Here is an 18,290-nt window from a genome sequence, read left to right as displayed (position 1 = left end):
GGTATAATCTATACCAATTTTATTAAACTAAAAAGGGAGCATTTAAATGCTCCCTTTTTTATACTTTTAAAAACGCCATTGCGCATTTAGCATTATTTGCTGCTGCGAGATTCGTTCATTAAATCCAATTGGCTCTCTATTTTTTGCAACACTTTTAAGTGCAGAACCTTCAACCCCTATTTGTAGTTTATTAGTGAGCTGGTAGCGCCATGTTGCGGTTAAGCCTTCCCCATTACTTGCATTAGGGTCAAACGCAGTGGTGTCGTTGTCAGTAACTTTAAAATAATCATAACGTACTGAAACTCGATGTTTGCCTTCTTTATGGCTCAGCATTAAATAATGGCTATAAAAAGCATTATCAATTAATGCGTTACTGCCCATTTCAGTTTTACCATTAAGTACCTGTGCTATTAAACGTGTTTTACTATTAAACTTATAAAGCCAAGCAGCGCTTGTAAAGCGAGTATCCCAAGCATACTGCCCTGTACTAATATTGAGTGTGGTTGGGTCACCGTTATTGTTGTAATAATAAATTCGAAATTGTGATTTTTTTAAGTAATCCCAATGTACGCCAGCGTAATAGCCAAAACGCCCGTCTACCTCTTCAAACGGTAAAACCTGATTAGCCTGCCAACGTAATTCGTATGCATTTAATGCCGCTATAGGCGCAAATTTAATACTTTCGTTAAATGTAGTTTGTCTATCGTGTAATGCAAAACCACGCCACGCAAGTAAAGTACCTGCAGGGTCATTGCCTTTAAATGTAGCACCTACAAAACTAAAGCTATGAGCGCTGTTGAAACGTTTTGCTGGGCGCTTAATAGTTACCTCTGCGCCAACAGTGCGTACTTCCTCGCCTATCCAGCTATTAATAGCTGAGTTTGTATAGTTATAAGGAGAAGTCCACCCTATATCAGGATTTTCAAGCGACATAAGTGGGTAAAAGCCCCCCACGCGCATGTGCCATTTATAGTTGCTGTTAGATAGCGGCTGATACTTTATATAAGCCTGTGTAAAACCAAGGCCAACGTCAGGATCTTGATTCGCATTTAACACCCCATGAGCCGACCAACTAGATGCTAAATCAACATTAAAATCTAAAATACCTTGGGATAAAATAAGTTCGTCGCTTTTAGTATCGTGCCGATATAGCCCAAGGCCGCCCTCTTGGAAGCTACGTATATCGTCCCCCTGCACGGCTCTAATTTGTATCAAGCCTTTTACTTGTGCATACAATGCATTACTAAAACATAAAGCACCGGCTAAAAATGCCAGCCTCATTAAGCGATTAATAGTCATCAAATTCATCCGTAGCAAAGTCAATTTGCTCCGCAATTTCCTGCTTTACTTTGTAAGTGATCGGGTTAGTAGCCACAGTAATAGTTTGAGATTCAACCTTACTAATATCACTAAATCCAGAATGCCAAACACTTAACGTGTATTCGCCTGCATTGGCATTTAAATCAACATTCCCGTTTTCATCAGTGATTGCAAAAATAGTACTATCTACCACCACAATATAACCTAACATCCAATCATGAATATTACAGCCAAGCTCAACAACACCCGTTTGATCAAAAGTAATGGGCGCTTTTGGGTGCTCCTTATATAGCTTTAATTCGAACGTTTTGGCTTTAGAAAATGAATAAACATGATGCATGATTGAGTCCGCATTCGGAAACTCTACCTTTGCATTTTGTGGGACAACTAAAATACGCGGCTTAAATTCTCTATTTTGCTGGGTCATCGCATAAGGTGCTTCTGGAGGAATAACGCTAGAGGGGTCTCCTGCAGTTAGCCATACAACAGCATTAGGTAATGGGTCATTATTAGCATTTTTAATTGTAATATTTGCTGCAAAAACTCCAGTACTAACACTTAGTAAAAATACATAAAGTAAGCTTTTTATCATTTTCTTGTCGCTATTATCAATTTGTTTACATTATAGACCGATTAAGCCACCAAATTCTTTCTATTTTTTAAAACATTGAATACGTATGTAAGCAGTCGTATTAATCATCAACAGTCATTATCCTTAGATGTCACCACCGACTCATCTAAGGACACACCATGAGAATACCAGCACTTGTGCTTTTAGCCTTTGCTAGTAATAGCTACGGACAAACCGTAGAGCTAAAATCGCCAGACACACAAATAACAGTAAGCATCTCTGACGAGAACAACACGCCAAGCTACGCAATAAAATTTAAAAACAAAGCGGTTATAAACAAATCTTTACTGGGGTTTGAATTTAAAACACAAGCAGCTTTTAGCGATGGCTTTAAAATTAAAAGCATTGAACAACAAAGCGTTAACTCGCAGTGGCAACAACCCTGGGGCGAACGCCAAAACGTTGTTGACGAATATAACGAAGTAGCCGTTACCTTTACAAAAAACGAGCCAAATAAAGGTACCTACACTATTCGATTTAAAGCATTTGATAGTGGTGTAGGTTTTAGATACGAAGTACCACAACAAGCCGGGTTCGAACATACAGAAATCACCAAAGAGTTAACTGAATTTGCAATAAACAATAGCCATGATGCAACAGCATGGTGGATACCTGCTCGTGGCTGGAACCGCTACGAATATGTTTACAACACTACCCCACTTAACGAAGCTCCACTAGCTCACACACCATTTACGTTTAAAACAAGTGACGGTACTCATATTAGTATTCATGAAGCCGCACTTGTTGATTACGCAGGCATGGTGCTTAATCAACGCCGCTCTGGTACGTTCACTGCCGATTTAACACCGTGGTCAGATGGTGTTGCAGTTAAAAAACAAGGCGCTTTTAAAACACCATGGCGCACCATTCAAATAGCCGACAGCGCTGTTGGCTTAGTTAATTCAGATATAATACTAAACCTAAACGAGCCTAATAAACTCGGTGACGTGTCGTGGGTTAAGCCTGGCAAATACGTGGGTATTTGGTGGGGTATGCATATAAACACGCAAACTTGGGGTAGCGGTAAAAAACACGGCGCCACTACGCAAACCACAAAATACTATATGGATTTTGCAGCGCAGTATGGTTTTGATGGCGTACTCGTTGAAGGCTGGAATATTGGTTGGGATGGCGATTGGTATTTTAATGGCGATGTATTTAACTTTACCAAACCGTACGACGACTTTGATATAGCAGCACTGACTCAATACGGCAAAGAAAAAGGCGTACAGCTCATTGGCCACCATGAAACATCAGGCAATGTAAGCAACTACCGTGACCAAATGGAAGATGCTTTTGCCCTTTACGAAAAATCAAACGTAAGCCAAGTAAAAACAGGTTATGTAGCCGATGGCGGAAATATAAAACGTATAGACAAAAACGGTATTGCTCGCCACGAATGGCATGACGGCCAGTTTATGGTTAACGAATACCTTTATAACGTAAAACTTGCGGCTAAGCATAAAATTAGCATTAATACTCACGAGCCAATTAAAGATACAGGCCTGCGCCGTACTTATCCAAACTGGATTGCGCGCGAAGGTGCACGCGGACAAGAATATAATGCATGGGGTTCACCACCTAATCCACCAGAGCATGTACCAATGCTTGCTTTTACCCGCATGCTTGCAGGACCAATGGACTTTACGCCAGGTATTTTTGATATGAGCTTTAATGGTTTAGGAGGCGATACAAACCGCCCACAAACTACACTTGCCAAACAACTTGCACTTTATGTTGTTTTGTATAGCCCAATTCAAATGGCTGCCGACTTACCTAAAAACTACTTGGCTAAGCCCGATGCATTTCAATTCATTCAAGACGTACCAACAGATTGGCAGCAAAGTATTGCTATTGATGGTGAAGTAGGCGACTTTATTGTATTCGCTCGTAAAGAACGTAAAAGCACTAAATACTCAGGAAATGATTGGTACCTAGGCGCTGTTACTGACGAACAAGCCAGAACTATTGAGGTGAAACTCGACTTTTTAGAGCAAGGCAAAAAATTTGAAGCACAAATTTATAAAGATGGTAAAAGCGCAGAGTGGAAAAACAATCCGTACGATCTAGCTATCGAAAAACGTGTTGTAACTGCAAGCGATAAACTAACGCTTAAATTAGCCACTAGTGGCGGTACAGCTATTCGTTTTAAAGCACTTTAATATAATGGGCCCCCTGCATTTACTATGCAGGGGTTGATACCTTTATTGGCAAATATACTTGTGCACTTAAACCGCCTTCTGGGCGGTTTTCTAGTTTTACTTTACCGTCGTGCATATCAACAATGCGTTTAATAATGGCAAGGCCTAAGCCACTACCCTCACTGCCACGTGCAGCATCGCCTTGTTTAAAGGGCTCAAACACAGACTCTAGTTCGTTTTCAGGAATGCCGGGGCCATTATCGTTTACAGCGATAACTACATACTTTTTGTTTGAATTAAAGTAGCTAAGTACTTCAATATCGCCCTCAGAATAACGCAGTGCATTACCAATCATGTTGGTAATTACACGCTTAATAGCCACAGAGCTTAACGGTATATTGCCTATATTTGGATTACTTTTAAACGTAATAGTACGTTGATGCTGAAGCTCAGAATTGACAACCTCGGCAACTAAAGCATTTATATCTTCGCAACTTAGTTCTTCACGTTTATGGTGGCGTAGATACTCAATAAACTGATCAATAATCCCGTTCATGTCTTCTATATCGTAAATAATACCTTCACGGAGATAGTCATCTTCATCAACCATCATTTCGGTGGCTAAACGGATACGCGTAAGCGGCGTACGTAAATCATGAGATACACCGGCCATTAGTAAACGGCGGTCGTTTTCAAGTGCAGCAATTCCGCGCGACATTTGGTTAAACGCGCGCGTTACTTCTATTACTTCTGTTGAGCCTTGTTCTTCTAACTTGGTAGAAAAGTCGCCTTTACCCACTTTCACTGCAGCTTGTTGCAGTGCTTTTAATGGTCTATTAAGGTGTCTTGCAAACAACCACCCACCCAGCACACTTAAAAAGCCAATACTTGATAAGTAAAAAGTTAAAAACTCTAAGTTGTTCTCTTTAAAGCCTTTAAGCGGTACTTTTACCCAATAACCTGGCGCTTGCGGTGCTTCAACCCAATAAATCAACGGATCAGTTTGGCTAATACGTACACGAGAATAACCACCAAGTTGCTCAGTCATGCTGCGCGATAGCATAGAATATTCGCGGCTTTGCCCAAGCCCTTGGCGCATTGCTTCGCGCTGCGTCATGACTTCAATGCCGGTAATTTCAAAAAACTTTGCAGATACTTCGTCGTTTATTTCAACGCCATCTTCCCAGTCAATGAATACTGTTTTAATTTGCTTAGCAAGCATCAAGTTGACTTGCTCAATGGTTGGTTTTACAACATAAAAACTAACCGTAACATAAGACACTATTTGATTTATGAGCAGCAGAGCCGCCACTAAAAAAACAGTTTGTCCAAAAGCACTGCGCGGAAACATGCCCATAAATATTACTTTTCACCATCGGGAACAAACACATACCCCAAACCCCAAACGGTTTGAATATATCGTGGATTGGCAGCATCTACTTCGATCATGCGGCGAAGTCTCGACACTTGCACATCAATGCTTCGCTCAAGCGCACTGTAATCGCGGCCACGCGCTAAGTTCATTAGCTTATCGCGGCTAAGTGGCTCACGTGGATGCGAAACAAGCGCTTTAAGCACTGCAAACTCACCACTGGTAAGCGATATTGTTTTATCCCCTTCACTCATTTCGCGCGTTGCCAAATTAAGCGTAAATTTACCAAAAGCGATTAAGTTTTCTTCAGCAGCAGGTGCGCCTGGCACTTCTTTTGCTCGGCGACGTAAAATGGCTTTTATGCGAGCAAGTAGCTCTCGTGGATTAAATGGTTTTGGAATGTAATCGTCAGCGCCAAGTTCAAGGCCAATAATGCGATCTACTTCGTCGCCCTTTGCAGTAAGCATAACAATAGGAATTTCATTTTCTTTTTGGCGTAGACGGCGACAAATAGATAAGCCATCCTCGCCTGGGAGCATTAAATCGAGAACCATTAAGTGAAAGTTTTCTCGCTCTAGGAGTCTATCCATTTGCTCCGAGTTTCCTGCGGTTCTAACAATAAAGCCTTGCTCTACTAAATAACGTTCAAGCAAACTGCGTAAGCGCATATCGTCATCAACAACTAATACTTTTGTGGTTTCGTGTCCCATAATCTCTTTCTTATTTTTATATCCAATTACTAGTTAATATAAATGAAAAACTTAATAATCAAAAACTAATTACTTGCTTAGATTGTTACTGAACATTTCAAAGCTTACTTACTCGTACTTTATTACATTTTACGCTCGACAAGTTTTGGCAAATTTAATAACGTGCACACCATTAGAGCTAATAAAGAATTCACCATGAAAACAAATTTAGTCACCCGCGAAGGTTACTTACAATTACAACAAGAACACGACCAACTATGGAACGTTAAACGCCCAGAAGTAACAAAAATAGTAAGCTGGGCAGCTAGTCTCGGAGATCGCTCTGAGAACGCAGACTATCAATATAACAAGCGTTTGCTACGCCAAATTGACCGTCGTGTACGCTATTTACGCAAACGCATACCTGATTTAAAAATCATCGACTACTCTCCCGTTCAAGATGGAAAAGTGTTTTTTGGTGCATGGGTCGAAATTGAAAACGAAGAAGGTGAAACTAAAAAATTCAGAATTGTCGGACCTGATGAAATTTACGACCGAAAAGATTACATATCGATAGACTCACCTATGGCGCGGGCGCTGATTAAAAAACAAGTAGATGACGATTTTGAAGTACCTACTCCTCAGGGTAAAAAGCAGTGGTATGTAAACAGTATCGATTACCAAAAAAAGAAATAAAAAGTTTTGATTCAGATCATGTTAACTTTTGATTGTGTAAATTAAACCAATAAGCTATAACTGAATTATTCAAGTTGATTTGTTTAATTTGAAAGCAGTTAATTAAGGTCGTGGTTATGTCAAACATAGTACAGCGCATATTAAATAATGCCGTATTGTTTGCACTTTTAATGAGTGTAAGTTTGACGCTGCATGCCAGTAACACTGAAGTAAACCTTGATAACGCTAAACTATCTAATCACTTTATTGCTTGTGACATTCCTGACCAAGCAAACCTCGATTTTGACGTAGACTCTCACGTTAATACTATTACCTTTAGGTCGCCTCAACCACTTCCTAATGTCGTAGATTCTTTTTATAAGAGCACCAACCTAAACAGACCTTTTAGCACTGCGTACCAACGCGGACCACCTAGCTATTTAATTTAATTCATTATTTTACAACTTAATTAAATTTTATAACTACTAAGGTGACTACCTATGTCTAACTTTAAAGAATTACGTACCCTAAATGTTTCTCACGGCGTTATTGCAAGCACATTTGCAGATGACCAACCATTGATTGATTTATCATCTCCAGCGCTAAAAATGGTAAATAACTTTACTCAAAAAACGCCTATTCGTGCAGAGCATACAACAACGATTACAGATGCACTTAAACAAGTTAGTGCACAACAATCTGATTTTGTTTTAGTAACCGACGAGAACCAAAAATTGATTGGTCTTGTTTCTAGCGCCGATTTACAAAGCTCTAAAATTACTATTATTGCAGAGCGTTTAAATACCCCACGAAGTGAAGTAAGCTTGCGCGATATTATGACGCCAATTAGCCGACTTACAGGTGTAAGCATGCAAAGTTTAAGCTATGCATGTATTGGTGATGCGCTGCAAACAATGGAGCATCAAGGTGTAATGTTTTTATTAGTAACAACAGCAAGTAGCGAAATTTGTGGTTTAATTTCAGCTCGCCAAATAGCTAAAACATTACATATTCCACTACATATTAGCCCTATTGCTCACTCTTTCAGTGAAGTATTAGAAAACATTGAGCATCCTCACTAGGGCGCTCTTTTAGTTGAATTGATTTACTCCCCTCCCAACCATCTTAAAGCAAGTGAAATAGCTTGCTTTAAGAGCTTTTTATTACTACCTCCTGTGATATTATTCAAGCAATTAACGGCGCCAGTAACACGCTTCTGGTCTTATTTTATTGTATAAAAAGGTTTTTGCATGAGCGATATCTCTGCACGTTTAGCCGGTGAGTTAAACGCACAGCAGCAACAGGTTGTTGCAGCTACAAAATTACTTGATGAAGGCGCAACTGTTCCTTTTATTGCCCGCTACAGAAAAGAAGTTACCGGCGGCCTAGACGACACCCAATTACGCCTTTTAGAGCAGCGTTTATCGTATTTACGTGAACTAGAAGAGCGCCGTAGTTTTATTTTATCGACCATCGAATCGCAAAATAAATTAACGCCAGAGCTAAGTGCCGATATAACTAATGCACAAAGTAAAACTGAGCTTGAAGATTTATACCTACCTTATAAAGCAAAACGTCGCACTAAAGGTCAAATAGCAATTGAAGCAGGCTTAGAGCCTCTTGCAAATGAGTTATTTAACAATGCAAACCTAGACCCTGAACAACAAGCAGAGCAATTTATTAATGCTGAAAAAGGCTTTGCTGATACAAAAGCAGTGCTTGATGGTGCTAAGTTTATTTTAATGGAACGCTTTGCTGAAGATGCAAAGCTACTTGCTAAGTTTAGAAGTCACATTAGTCAAAATGGCGCTATTGAAAGCTCGCTAATTAAAGGGCAAGAGCAAGCTGGTACAAAGTATCGAGATTACTTTGAGCATCAAGAGCTTCTTAAAAAGGTACCTTCTCACCGAGCCCTTGCAATGTTAAGAGCGCGTAATGAGGGCATACTTCAGCTAAGTGTGAATCCTGAGCCAAGTTCTGAAAATTCAGCTCAATTGTGTGCTCAAATGATTGCAGATCATTATCGTTTAGATATTAAATATAAAGCGGCAAGTCCTTGGTTATTAAACGTTGTGCAATGGGCGTGGAAAATTAAGTTAGGATTACACCTAGAGAATGAATTTTTTGCGGCAATGCGCGAAAAAGCAGAAGCTGGTGCAATCGACGTATTTGCTAAAAACTTAAAAGATTTATTAATGGCAGCACCTGCAGGCCCCCGTACTACTTTAGGTCTTGATCCAGGCCTTCGTACTGGCTGTAAGATTGCCGTTGTTGATAGCACAGGTAAATTACTAGCTACACAAACTATTTTCCCTCATGCACCACAAAATCATTGGGATAAATCAGTGCGTACGTTAGAGCAACTTTGTCGTCAGCATAAAGTTGAGCTAATTGCGATTGGTAACGGTACTGCATCACGCGAATCAGATAAGTTGGTTGCTGAGCTTATGAAAGCAAACAGCGAACTTAAGCTTAGTAAAATTATGGTTAGCGAAGCGGGTGCATCGGTTTACTCAGCTTCTGAATTTGCAGCTAATGAATTCCCAGATTTAGATGTTTCTATACGAGGGGCTGTCTCTATTGCGCGCCGCCTTCAAGATCCTCTTGCTGAACTTGTTAAAATTGAGCCAAAATCAATTGGTGTTGGCCAATACCAACACGATGTATCGCAAAGCCAATTAGGCCAAAGCCTTATTTCAGTAGTTGAAGACTGTGTAAACTCAGTAGGCGTAGATTTAAACATGGCATCGGTACCGCTACTTACACGCGTATCTGGTTTAAACAAAACATTAGCGCAAAATATCGTTAATTATCGCGATGCTAACGGCACATTTACTAAACGTAGTGAGCTTAAAAAGGTTGAGCGTTTAGGGCCAAAAGCATTTGAACAAGCGGCTGGTTTTTTACGTATTAACAATGGTAGCGATCCTCTAGATAACTCATCAGTTCACCCTGAAGCTTATCCTGTTGTTAAACGCATTTGTGAACGCAATAGCGTCGATGTCAGTAACCTAATTGGTAACAGCGACTTTTTAACTAAACTTGCTGCTAACGATTACACTGACGAAAAATTTGGCTTACCAACCGTTACCGATATTATTACTGAGCTTGATAAACCAGGTCGAGATCCTCGCCCTGAATTTAAAACAGCTGAGTTTAAAGCCGGTGTTGAAAAAATTAGTGACCTAAAACCAGGTATGATTTTAGAAGGCGTGGTTTCAAACGTTGCTAATTTTGGTGCGTTTGTTGATGTAGGTGTTCACCAAGATGGTTTAGTGCATATTTCAGCAATCACGAATAAATTTATATCAGATCCGCGTGAAGTTGTTAAAGCTGGTGATATTGTAAAGGTTAAAGTTGTTGAAGTAGACGCTGCACGTAAACGTATAAGCTTTACTATGCGCTTAGATGACGACATTGACACAAGTAATAAGTCAGCAGCGCCAGCTACGCAAAAACCACAAGCACGTGCTAATAATTCGCAACCTCGCGCTGCAAAGCCTAAACGTGACAACGGTAATGCGTTAATGGGTAATGCATTTGCCGATGCGTTCGCTAATGCTAAAGTGAAAAAATAATAGTTGTACAGCTAAGCTAAAACGAAAAAAACCGCGTAAGCGGTTTTTTTGTGGTTATGTTTTGCTAAATTATTAACTTAACGCTGAAAAACTACTTTGGCTCGCTGGCGATGTAGCCATTTGATAAAAGTTAGCAATACGCCCCGCCCGTGCCTCAACATCGGCATCACGTGTTTGCTCATCACTTTTAGCTGTTTTTGTATCGTTGCTTTCATCGCTAGAGAATGAAGCTTCAAGCTTACTTTTTGCGTCTTCGTCGTCTTCTTTTTCAGGTTGTGCAAGCTCAGCTTGAGCCGCTGCTAGCTTTTGCGTAGCATCTGCAGCAATAGAGCGATCAGCTCCCGAAGGCTCTGCAGGCGCTAATGCGGCAGCACGCACGGTTTGCATTTTATCGATAGTGGCTTGCGGGTCACCCGGAATTTCTGACACATCTATTTGTACTTCTCCGCCAACTGCGTAGTTAGTACCATCTGGGCCACGTTGATACTCATAGCTTGGCGAGCCAGCATGTTGCCCACCTACAGAAGCGTGCGCTTGCTCGTGTATTCGTACTTCAGTATCTCGTGCTTTTAGCTCTGTAATTTGTTGTTGTTCTTGTTCTAATTGCAGCTCTTCTTGCTCAGATTCTTTTTTCTCAATTGCTTCACTTTCTTCCTCAGAGCCCTCAGGGTTTTCTGAGTTTCCATCGCGCTGCTGAACTGACTTTTCGTCTGCTATTTTCCCCGTTGCGTTATACGTCGCACCATCGCTACTGCCTGGTAATTTTGCTTTTTCAGAATCACTTTGCGCTTTGGTTTCTGTATTGCTTGCGCTACTAGATGCGGGAGCAGGAATAACTTCGCGTAGTTGGTTGTCACGCCGTGCAGTTTCCGTATAAACATTTGCAGTGTTTATATTGATAGAAGGAAATGGCGTGACAATATTCATAATACTAAACTTTAATATCGATTAACGTGCCAAGTACATCATCGGCCGTTTGAATTGATTGCGTATTTGCCTTGGCATTAAACTCTTCAACTTTTAAGTTAACAAGTGCTTCATCAACACGAGCAGGCTGTGCTACAGGTGCAGTAATAGCTTCTTCAGGGCGTGCTGCTGTAAGCTGACGTTGCTGCGCTAATTGCGCGTCATCTTGCTGTTCTATACTGGCACGGTTAATCTCAGCACTGGCTTTTTCAATACCTTGGCTAGCTCGATTAAACCCTTCTACACCACTATTAAATACAGATCCGATTGGCATATTAAAACCTCCACCAAATAAACATTGTTTAATTATCGCTCAGGTTCTGCTCAAAATAAAGCTTTAAACAGCGCTATTCTTAGCTCTATTTTAAAGCATTGATTTAACGACAGATAAAAACTCACTTTTATGAGAAATAAATGGCGCGTGCGACGCTTTATCTAGCACCTCGTATTCAAACTCAGTATTTAGTACTGACATTTCACTAATTGCTTTATAAGGCACTAAGGCATCAAGTCGGCCAAATACTCCTTTGATAGGTACTGGGCAATGAGCAAATAAATCGCGTAAATCGTCGTTTTGTAAAATATCTAAACCAGCACTCAGGGCGTCGCTTTGTGGTGCGCTGTACTGATTTAGTAATTGTTTAAGCAGCTTTATATCATCACGCGCCGACTCGCTACCCATCGCTTGAATAGCTAAGAAGCGCTCTATTGTTTTTTCTCGATGATTAACTAACTGCTCTTTAAACTGCGCCAATACATTCGCTTTTATTCCGGGCCAATTATCTGCCTCAGCAAAGAAAGGAGTCGATGCAATTAAAATAACTTTTGATACTTTTTCAGGCCAATGCTTAGCAATATAAAGTGCAAACAATCCACCTAACGACCACCCCATTAAAATGGTCTTCGGCTTTAATTGCTTACTTAAAGTTTCTGCTGCATCATGCAAAGTATAAGGGCTTGGGCAAACATGGCTATTACCAAACCCAGGTAGGTCAAGGCTACGTGCACTTCCTGAATATAAAAACTCAAGTTCTGGCTGTACTAACTGCCATACGCCCTGATTCATTCCCCAACCATGTAATAACACTAACTCATTTTGCATATTTGCCTAACCTTTACCAAACTTAGGCTCATCATAACGTTTAAAAAGGCGATTGCAATGCAAGGAGCGAGTCAGTGAAGCAAGCCATTTTAAATTGGTTATTTCCCTCTTATTGCGTGCAATGTCAAAATACGATTACGACCTCTTTAGGGCTTTGTGATTATTGCCTTGAAGATTTACCATTGTTTGATTTTAGTAAGCATAAGAATTTACTGCATCGACCCGATATTGTTGAGATGTTTCCTAATTGCGAGTTTGATAAATTATTTGCCTGTGCTTTTTATCAACCTCCCTTTGAACATTGGCTTAAAAGGCTAAAATTTAATAATCAAATTCATTATAAAAAGGCATTGCAGCAAGTTATACAAAAACAATTAACGCAGTTTTTTGAGCAAAGCCCTACTTTGCCAGATACCTTTATTATTTTACCTCTTCATAAAAGCCGATTCATTACTCGCGGGTTTAATCAGGTAAGCCAAGTTTGGCAACCATGTTTAGCTAATTACGCATCAGTGAGTAACGTACTTATTCGCAATAAAAACACACAAGCTCAGTCGGAGCTATCTAAAGCAAAGCGTATTAAAAACTTAAAAAATGCCTTTATTTGTACAGAGGATATGGGCGGTAAAACAGTCGCTATTGTTGATGATGTGATGACGACAGGGGCAACATTAAACGCAGCTACTAGTGCACTAAAACAAGCAGGCGCTAAACAAGTGTGGGCTTTTACAACTTGCTTAACGCCTATTTAATTATTAAAAAGTATTATACCAATCCGCAATAATACTTAATCATTTTACGGGGCTAAACGTGTCGCTACCTGAGTTAAAAAATTTTCATTTACGACTGCATGGATGCAGAAGGTAGAGCAATGCAGGAGCAATTGCCGAGAACAACTAAATAGCGAATTTTTTGCCTAGCTCTCAACACGTTTTTCCATCCTCAAAATAGATCACTTAATTTAAGCGAATTAGTATTATTCGCCATTTGCACGAAACGTATGGCCAAAAAATAAAGCGTTGCTTAGTAGTCGACTAGTCCCATACCAGTAACCTCTAAATACAGGGTCGTCGGTCATGCCTATTACTGTACCTCGTCCGTATGAGTGAGCAATTAAGCCTGCGCCGCCAGCAACTTGCTCAACATTAACGGCATCGGTAAAGCCTGCCAATAATGGATTTTTAGTGTAGGTAAGTACATTTACGAACGGAGCATCGGAAGCTTCTAGCAACCAAGTACTGTTTTTGAATACGGGCAATGTATTACGCTTAAGTGAAAATGTAAGCGGATGAGTTAAATCTACATTAGTATTAAAAATAGCACCTGCAATGCGTTGACGTCCTGCTAAATGATCTTTATCGCCATAACTTAAATCTGTCGTTTTAAATGCACTTGCTACATCTTGTCGTGATAGATAGCTTGCTTTGAGTAATTGCTGATCAGCTAAAAATTTAGCACCGCCTTTGTGACCCCAAATAACGCCGCCTTTTCTTACCCAGCTTTTAATAGCAACTTTGTCGGCATCAGATAAGCTATTGTAATTGCCATGAGCAAGCACAATATGACTGTAGTCACTTAACTCGAGTGAACTAAAGCGGTTCATTTCAACAATTGTTGGTGCAACACCTACAAAGCGATCTAGGTAATACCACACTTCGCCGACTTCGTACTGGCTTGCGCCTTGCCCGCCAATAAGCAGTGCTTTTGGAGCACTAACAACCGCCATTGATCGCGACCCTAAATCGGCTCCTTTGCTTGTTAAACCTGATGTAATAGGTTTGATTGCAATACCAAACTCATTTTGTGCTTTATTTAGCAAGGTAATCCAATCTGTATTTGTTTGTAGTCCAGCCGGTATAATAATACTTCCAGGTTTAAAATTAATTTCTCCTGATGTTGATTTAGCCGTTAATGCTTTTAGCGCTACACGTGCTTTTATACCTTGCTGTAATAAGCTATTTAACATTTTAGGTGCTAAATAATCATCCCACGAAAAACCAAATGCGTAACCTTCGGTGAGTGAAGAAAATGATGGGGTTGCTACTTTTTCCCATGCTTTATCAGCAACCTTTAATCCCCAACTACTTTTAACTTTAGAAAATGGCAAATTAAACGCATGCGCTAATGTCCAGCCAGATACATCGTAAAAAGTATTATCGGCAAAGTTTTTTTGCTCACTAAAAATCGCTTTTACCAAACGATATTGTGGTTGTGCTAATGGTACAAAATAGCTATGTGTACTGAAATTCTTACCATCTGCTTTTAATGATTTAGTAAGTGGGTAAGCGTTAATTTGATGCTGCTTTAACAATTCTAAAAAGTGCATAATACGGGTGTTGTCGCTTGCACCTTCAACAACATAACCTTCAAAGCTTTCATCGCTGGCTAAATCAGTAGCCTGATTATAAAATTTAGCTTGGTAATCCAATAACGCTTGGCGGTTATCAACTGCTGCCTTAAAGGTAGATAAACTCGTTAACAGTTGATTTTTAATAGTGAAAGGAAAGCTCAAAGGTCCATTTATAGTTTCTTGAATATGTCCACGAGAACTTGCCTGCTCAAATAAAATGCCTATGCCACCATTTACATCGGGATAGGTTGAACCTTTACCGTAATAGAAGTCATCAAAGCTTTCTTCAGTAAAATAAAGTGCGTTGTTTTCATCTAACGTTTTTGCGTGATAGTTAGCAATCGCTTTAGTTAACGTTACATTTTCATCAGGTGTTATTGGGTGTTTACGGCTTGGAATACCTGGTTGAAAAAAGTAACTGCTATTAGGCCCCATTTCATGAAAATCGGTTAAGACATTTGGTTTCCACTGATGAAATTTAGCAATACGCGCGCGCGATTCAGGATGCTGTAGTAATAACCAGTCACGATTTAAATCAAACCAGTAGTGATTGGTACGACTACTTGGCCAGTTTTCAACATGTTCACGGGTTTTAGGGTCACTTGATAAGTTCATGCCTCGGTTACTGTTTGCCCAATTAGCAAAACGAGCAAGCCCGTCAGGATTAAGTGAAGGGTCGAGTAAAATAACCGTGTTATTTAATAGCTCATCTATTTCAGTACCTTGTGCAGCAGCTAAGTAATATGCCACCAGCAAAGATGAGTTACTACCTGATGACTCATTACCATGAACGCTATAACCCATCCATACAACGGCAGGATCGTCTTGTGCTTTACTACTGTTATTACTTAAGCGTGCTAAGTGAGCTTGGCGTGTCTGCTCTATGCTTGATAACTTATCAGCAGCAGTAATTGTTAGCATTACTAACGGGCGTTGTTCATGCGTGCGGCCAATCACCTCAAAATTTATACGGTCGCTTTTATCAGCAAGTATTTCCATATAACGTACGAGCTGATCGTGTCTCACGTGCCACTCTCCTACTTCGTAACCGAGTACTTGCTCAGGAGTAGGAATTGAAGGGTCAAATTTTACATCTTGTTCAAAATAATACGAAAGTGGCTTAGCTACACTTGAAAAGCTAAGCAACACCACCATTAATGTTAATACCAAACGCATATAAATCACTCAAAAAATGTTCGTTGTTTGCACGCTACCATTGCTTAAAATAGATGCCAACTTTTTACGCTCAACACTAGCCGCAACACGATGAGCGGAGTATGATACGCAGTATCCGAGTAATTTAGTCAAGTATAGATGGTTTTATGATTTCTATTTCCGAAACAGCGCAAGCGCATTTTGCTAAACTATTAGCAGATCAATCACAACAAACCAATATTCGTGTGTTTGTTGTAAACCCTGGTTCATCACAAGCGGAATGTGGTGTGTCTTATTGTCCAGAAGACGCTGTAGAAGCGAGCGATATTCGCCTAAACTTTAACGGTTTTGATGCCGTTGTAGATGCAGAAAGTGCTCCATTTTTAGAAGAAGCTGAAATCGATTTTGTTACCGACAAAATGGGTACTCAGTTAACGCTAAAAGCACCAAATGCAAAGGCGCGTAAAATAGGTAACGATGCATCGTTAAACGAACGTGTACAGCACATGCTAGAAACCGAAGTAAATCCACAACTTGCTAACCACGGTGGTCAAGTAAGCCTTGTTGAAATTACAGCTGCAGGTATAGCTATACTTCAGTTTGGTGGTGGTTGTAACGGTTGTTCTATGATCGATGTAACGCTAAAAGAAGGCATTGAAAAAGAAATGATAGCTAAGTTTGAAGAAATCACCGGTGTTGCTGATATAACAGAGCACGAAGCGGGCGATCACTCTTACTATTAGGCCTTCTAAATGCTAAAGCAGCTTATTTATCGCTTAGGGAGCAACCCTAAGCTGAGCTTAAAGCGCTTTTTTCGCGGCTTAGCACTGTTTGTGCTAGCCGTGATATTCATATCTATTGGGTATTACACTCACTACAGCTTACAAATAATTGGCGTTATAATTTTACTCCCCGCATTATTTTTTGCCGGTTGGGGCTACTGCGGTATTTTTGCTAATCGTTTTTCACAAGTTTTAAAAGATATGGGCCCTAAACACCACGACCCCGATCTCTGGAAATAAACCATTTATTTAGTTTAATCTAATAGCTGATTATTTATTTTTAAGTGGTGATATTTAATTATTAATGTAAGCCCGCGCATTAACATAAAACAGCTCATAGCCAGCCATAACCCGTTATTTTGCAAGTCTATAAACACCCAAAACACACCAAAAAAGCCAACTCCAGCTGAAAGTATCATACTGTTACGCATGTTCTTTGCTCGCGTAAGCCCTACAAAAACACCATCAAACAAAAAGCAACTCATGGCCAAAATAGGCAACACTATTAGCCATGGTAAATAGTGTGTTGCCTCTTCAATAACCTCTGGCACATTGGTTAAAAGCTTGATTATACCGCTGCCGAATAATGCAAAAAAAGCGCTATATAAGACGCCAAAAAGCATGCCCCAAAATACACTTATTTTAACCCAAAGCTCTATATTTTTAACGCTTCCTTGGCCTTTAGCTTGCCCTACTTTTGCCTCAGACGCGTAAGCAACGCCATCAAGAGCAAAACTCACCAACATTAGAAAGTTAAGTAAAACAGCATTAGCAGCTAATGTGGTTTCGCCTATACGCGCTGCGTAAAACGTCATAAAACTAAAGCATAATTGCAGTATTAAAGAGCGAATAAATATATCTCTATTCAAACTCAATAATTCAGCCATTTTGCTAATACTCAACCAATTCGGTACATTTAGATCAATGTCTTGTTTTTTAGCTAGTTTAACCACTAAAAACAGTGCAAATACTAAAGCCGTATAATCAGCAATAAGTGAAGCCCACGCAGCGCCTGCAACTGCCCAATCTAAATAAACAACAAAATAAATATCGAGTACTATATTAACGATATTAGTGACGAGTAATAAATAAAATGGACCTCGACCATAATGCACACCAAGCATCCACCCCAGTAACACTAAATTACATAATGCTGCTGGAGCACTAAAAATACGAATGCTAAAATACTGATACGCTTGGGTAAGTACGTCGCTATTGGCGGCGGAGAGGTAAGCTATAGCGTGCTTTATTAATGGGGATAACACAATTAATAGCACGGCCACTGCGCTTGCAAGCAATAGGCTTCGTTTAAGTAAAGCGGCAAGTTGGGTTAAATCGTTTTTTCCGTATGCTTGTGCCACGAGTCCCGTGGTGCTCATTCTTAAAAAACCAGCAAGCCAAAATAAAATAGATATAACTGCAGAGCCAAGGGCAATACCCGCTAGGTAATGAGCGCTTCCTAAGTGCCCAATTACAGCAGTATCAACAATTCCTAACAACGGCACTGTGATATTTGATAGTATCATCGG

At 40.0% G+C, this 18,290-nt stretch carries 17 protein-coding genes; 8 read left to right on the top strand and 9 right to left on the bottom strand.

Annotated features, from left to right (window positions below; all coding sequences use genetic code 11):
* Positions 1–66: 66 nt before the first annotated feature.
* Entirely contained in the window at positions 67–1,299 is a 1,233-nt protein-coding gene (locus P20429_RS05855; RefSeq protein ID WP_007584984.1) for a hypothetical protein, read from the bottom strand.
* Positions 1,289–1,912 carry a hypothetical protein gene (locus P20429_RS05860; RefSeq protein WP_007584982.1) on the bottom strand — a complete coding sequence of 208 codons (624 nt, stop codon included), beginning with the start codon at positions 1,910–1,912 and terminating at the stop codon, positions 1,289–1,291. The genes P20429_RS05855 and P20429_RS05860 overlap by 11 nt, the downstream gene beginning before the upstream one ends.
* A gap of 158 nt (positions 1,913–2,070) precedes the next feature.
* On the opposite strand from P20429_RS05860, the gene P20429_RS05865 reads away from it, so the two are divergent.
* A complete protein-coding gene (locus tag P20429_RS05865; RefSeq protein WP_007584981.1) occupies positions 2,071–4,113 on the top strand; it encodes a glycoside hydrolase family 97 protein in 2,043 nt (680 codons plus the stop codon).
* Positions 4,114–4,135: 22 nt separating this feature from the next.
* Here P20429_RS05865 and envZ read toward each other — a convergent pair whose 3' ends face one another.
* Positions 4,136–5,449, bottom strand: coding sequence for a two-component system sensor histidine kinase EnvZ (envZ, locus tag P20429_RS05870; protein WP_007584979.1), 1,314 nt, complete (start codon positions 5,447–5,449; stop codon positions 4,136–4,138).
* Between the two features lie 5 nt (positions 5,450–5,454).
* Positions 5,455–6,174, bottom strand: coding sequence for a two-component system response regulator OmpR (gene ompR, locus P20429_RS05875; RefSeq protein WP_002959552.1), 720 nt, complete (start codon positions 6,172–6,174; stop codon positions 5,455–5,457).
* Positions 6,175–6,369: 195 nt separating this feature from the next.
* Between ompR and greB the strand changes: the two genes are divergently transcribed.
* The 4 genes from greB to P20429_RS05895 all read left to right on the top strand — a co-directional run bounded on the left by greB (position 6,370) and on the right by P20429_RS05895 (position 10,406).
* Entirely contained in the window at positions 6,370–6,849 is a 480-nt protein-coding gene (greB, locus tag P20429_RS05880) for a transcription elongation factor GreB (RefSeq protein WP_007584978.1), read from the top strand.
* 116 nt (positions 6,850–6,965) lie between these two features.
* The gene (locus P20429_RS05885) at positions 6,966–7,277 is read left to right on the top strand and encodes a hypothetical protein (protein WP_007584977.1); all 312 of its coding nucleotides are present in this window, start codon (positions 6,966–6,968) and stop codon (positions 7,275–7,277) included.
* Positions 7,278–7,328: 51 nt separating this feature from the next.
* Positions 7,329–7,910 (top strand): CBS domain-containing protein, encoded by a 582-nt coding sequence (locus tag P20429_RS05890; protein WP_007584976.1) that lies wholly within the window; start codon positions 7,329–7,331, stop codon positions 7,908–7,910.
* Positions 7,911–8,078: 168 nt separating this feature from the next.
* Positions 8,079–10,406 carry a Tex family protein gene (locus P20429_RS05895; protein ID WP_007584975.1) on the top strand — a complete coding sequence of 776 codons (2,328 nt, stop codon included), beginning with the start codon at positions 8,079–8,081 and terminating at the stop codon, positions 10,404–10,406.
* 72 nt (positions 10,407–10,478) lie between these two features.
* Here the strand turns inward: P20429_RS05895 and P20429_RS05900 are convergent, their stop codons facing one another.
* The 3 genes from P20429_RS05900 to bioH all read right to left on the bottom strand — a co-directional run bounded on the left by P20429_RS05900 (position 10,479) and on the right by bioH (position 12,474).
* Positions 10,479–11,333: a putative metalloprotease CJM1_0395 family protein gene (locus P20429_RS05900; protein WP_007584974.1), complete on the bottom strand. Its 855-nt coding sequence runs from the start codon at positions 11,331–11,333 to the stop codon at positions 10,479–10,481.
* Between the two features lie 4 nt (positions 11,334–11,337).
* Positions 11,338–11,646, bottom strand: coding sequence for a hypothetical protein (locus P20429_RS05905; protein WP_007584971.1), 309 nt, complete (start codon positions 11,644–11,646; stop codon positions 11,338–11,340).
* A 90-nt stretch (positions 11,647–11,736) separates the two neighbouring features.
* On the bottom strand, positions 11,737–12,474 hold the full coding sequence (gene bioH, locus P20429_RS05910; RefSeq protein WP_007584970.1) for a pimeloyl-ACP methyl ester esterase BioH: 738 nt from the start codon (positions 12,472–12,474) through the stop codon (positions 11,737–11,739).
* Positions 12,475–12,548: 74 nt separating this feature from the next.
* Between bioH and P20429_RS05915 the strand changes: the two genes are divergently transcribed.
* Complete coding sequence (locus tag P20429_RS05915) at positions 12,549–13,226, top strand: ComF family protein (RefSeq protein ID WP_007584968.1); 678 nt, start codon at positions 12,549–12,551, stop codon at positions 13,224–13,226.
* Positions 13,227–13,450: 224 nt separating this feature from the next.
* Here P20429_RS05915 and P20429_RS05920 read toward each other — a convergent pair whose 3' ends face one another.
* Entirely contained in the window at positions 13,451–16,000 is a 2,550-nt protein-coding gene (locus tag P20429_RS05920; RefSeq protein WP_033026977.1) for a M14 family zinc carboxypeptidase, read from the bottom strand.
* A 146-nt stretch (positions 16,001–16,146) separates the two neighbouring features.
* On the opposite strand from P20429_RS05920, the gene nfuA reads away from it, so the two are divergent.
* Both nfuA and P20429_RS05930 read left to right on the top strand, forming a co-directional pair.
* Positions 16,147–16,722, top strand: coding sequence for a Fe-S biogenesis protein NfuA (nfuA, locus tag P20429_RS05925; protein WP_007584966.1), 576 nt, complete (start codon positions 16,147–16,149; stop codon positions 16,720–16,722).
* A 9-nt stretch (positions 16,723–16,731) separates the two neighbouring features.
* Positions 16,732–17,001, top strand: coding sequence for a hypothetical protein (locus P20429_RS05930; protein ID WP_002959572.1), 270 nt, complete (start codon positions 16,732–16,734; stop codon positions 16,999–17,001).
* 14 nt (positions 17,002–17,015) lie between these two features.
* Here P20429_RS05930 and P20429_RS05935 read toward each other — a convergent pair whose 3' ends face one another.
* A complete protein-coding gene (locus P20429_RS05935; RefSeq protein WP_033026980.1) occupies positions 17,016–18,287 on the bottom strand; it encodes an MATE family efflux transporter in 1,272 nt (423 codons plus the stop codon).
* Between the last annotated feature and the right edge of the window lie 3 nt (positions 18,288–18,290).

Source organism: Pseudoalteromonas sp. BSi20429 (assembly GCF_000238895.1).
GTDB classification, from domain to species: domain Bacteria; phylum Pseudomonadota; class Gammaproteobacteria; order Enterobacterales; family Alteromonadaceae; genus Pseudoalteromonas; species Pseudoalteromonas arctica.
This window is presented reverse-complemented; position numbering and strand designations above follow the sequence as displayed.

Bases quoted from the DNA above. Each gene is read 5' to 3' on its own strand.
- P20429_RS05855 (WP_007584984.1), bottom strand. From the start codon at position 1,299: ATGACTATTAATCGCTTAATGAGGCTGGCATTTTTAGCCGGTGCTTTA.
- P20429_RS05860 (WP_007584982.1), bottom strand. From the start codon at position 1,912: ATGATAAAAAGCTTACTTTATGTATTTTTACTAAGTGTTAGTACTGGA.
- P20429_RS05865 (WP_007584981.1), top strand. From the start codon at position 2,071: ATGAGAATACCAGCACTTGTGCTTTTAGCCTTTGCTAGTAATAGCTAC.
- envZ (WP_007584979.1), bottom strand. From the start codon at position 5,449: ATGGGCATGTTTCCGCGCAGTGCTTTTGGACAAACTGTTTTTTTAGTG.
- ompR (WP_002959552.1), bottom strand. From the start codon at position 6,174: ATGGGACACGAAACCACAAAAGTATTAGTTGTTGATGACGATATGCGC.
- greB (WP_007584978.1), top strand. From the start codon at position 6,370: ATGAAAACAAATTTAGTCACCCGCGAAGGTTACTTACAATTACAACAA.
- P20429_RS05885 (WP_007584977.1), top strand. From the start codon at position 6,966: ATGTCAAACATAGTACAGCGCATATTAAATAATGCCGTATTGTTTGCA.
- P20429_RS05890 (WP_007584976.1), top strand. From the start codon at position 7,329: ATGTCTAACTTTAAAGAATTACGTACCCTAAATGTTTCTCACGGCGTT.
- P20429_RS05895 (WP_007584975.1), top strand. From the start codon at position 8,079: ATGAGCGATATCTCTGCACGTTTAGCCGGTGAGTTAAACGCACAGCAG.
- P20429_RS05900 (WP_007584974.1), bottom strand. From the start codon at position 11,333: ATGAATATTGTCACGCCATTTCCTTCTATCAATATAAACACTGCAAAT.
- P20429_RS05905 (WP_007584971.1), bottom strand. From the start codon at position 11,646: ATGCCAATCGGATCTGTATTTAATAGTGGTGTAGAAGGGTTTAATCGA.
- bioH (WP_007584970.1), bottom strand. From the start codon at position 12,474: ATGCAAAATGAGTTAGTGTTATTACATGGTTGGGGAATGAATCAGGGC.
- P20429_RS05920 (WP_033026977.1), bottom strand. From the start codon at position 16,000: ATGCGTTTGGTATTAACATTAATGGTGGTGTTGCTTAGCTTTTCAAGT.
- nfuA (WP_007584966.1), top strand. From the start codon at position 16,147: ATGATTTCTATTTCCGAAACAGCGCAAGCGCATTTTGCTAAACTATTA.
- P20429_RS05930 (WP_002959572.1), top strand. From the start codon at position 16,732: ATGCTAAAGCAGCTTATTTATCGCTTAGGGAGCAACCCTAAGCTGAGC.
- P20429_RS05935 (WP_033026980.1), bottom strand. From the start codon at position 18,287: ATGATACTATCAAATATCACAGTGCCGTTGTTAGGAATTGTTGATACT.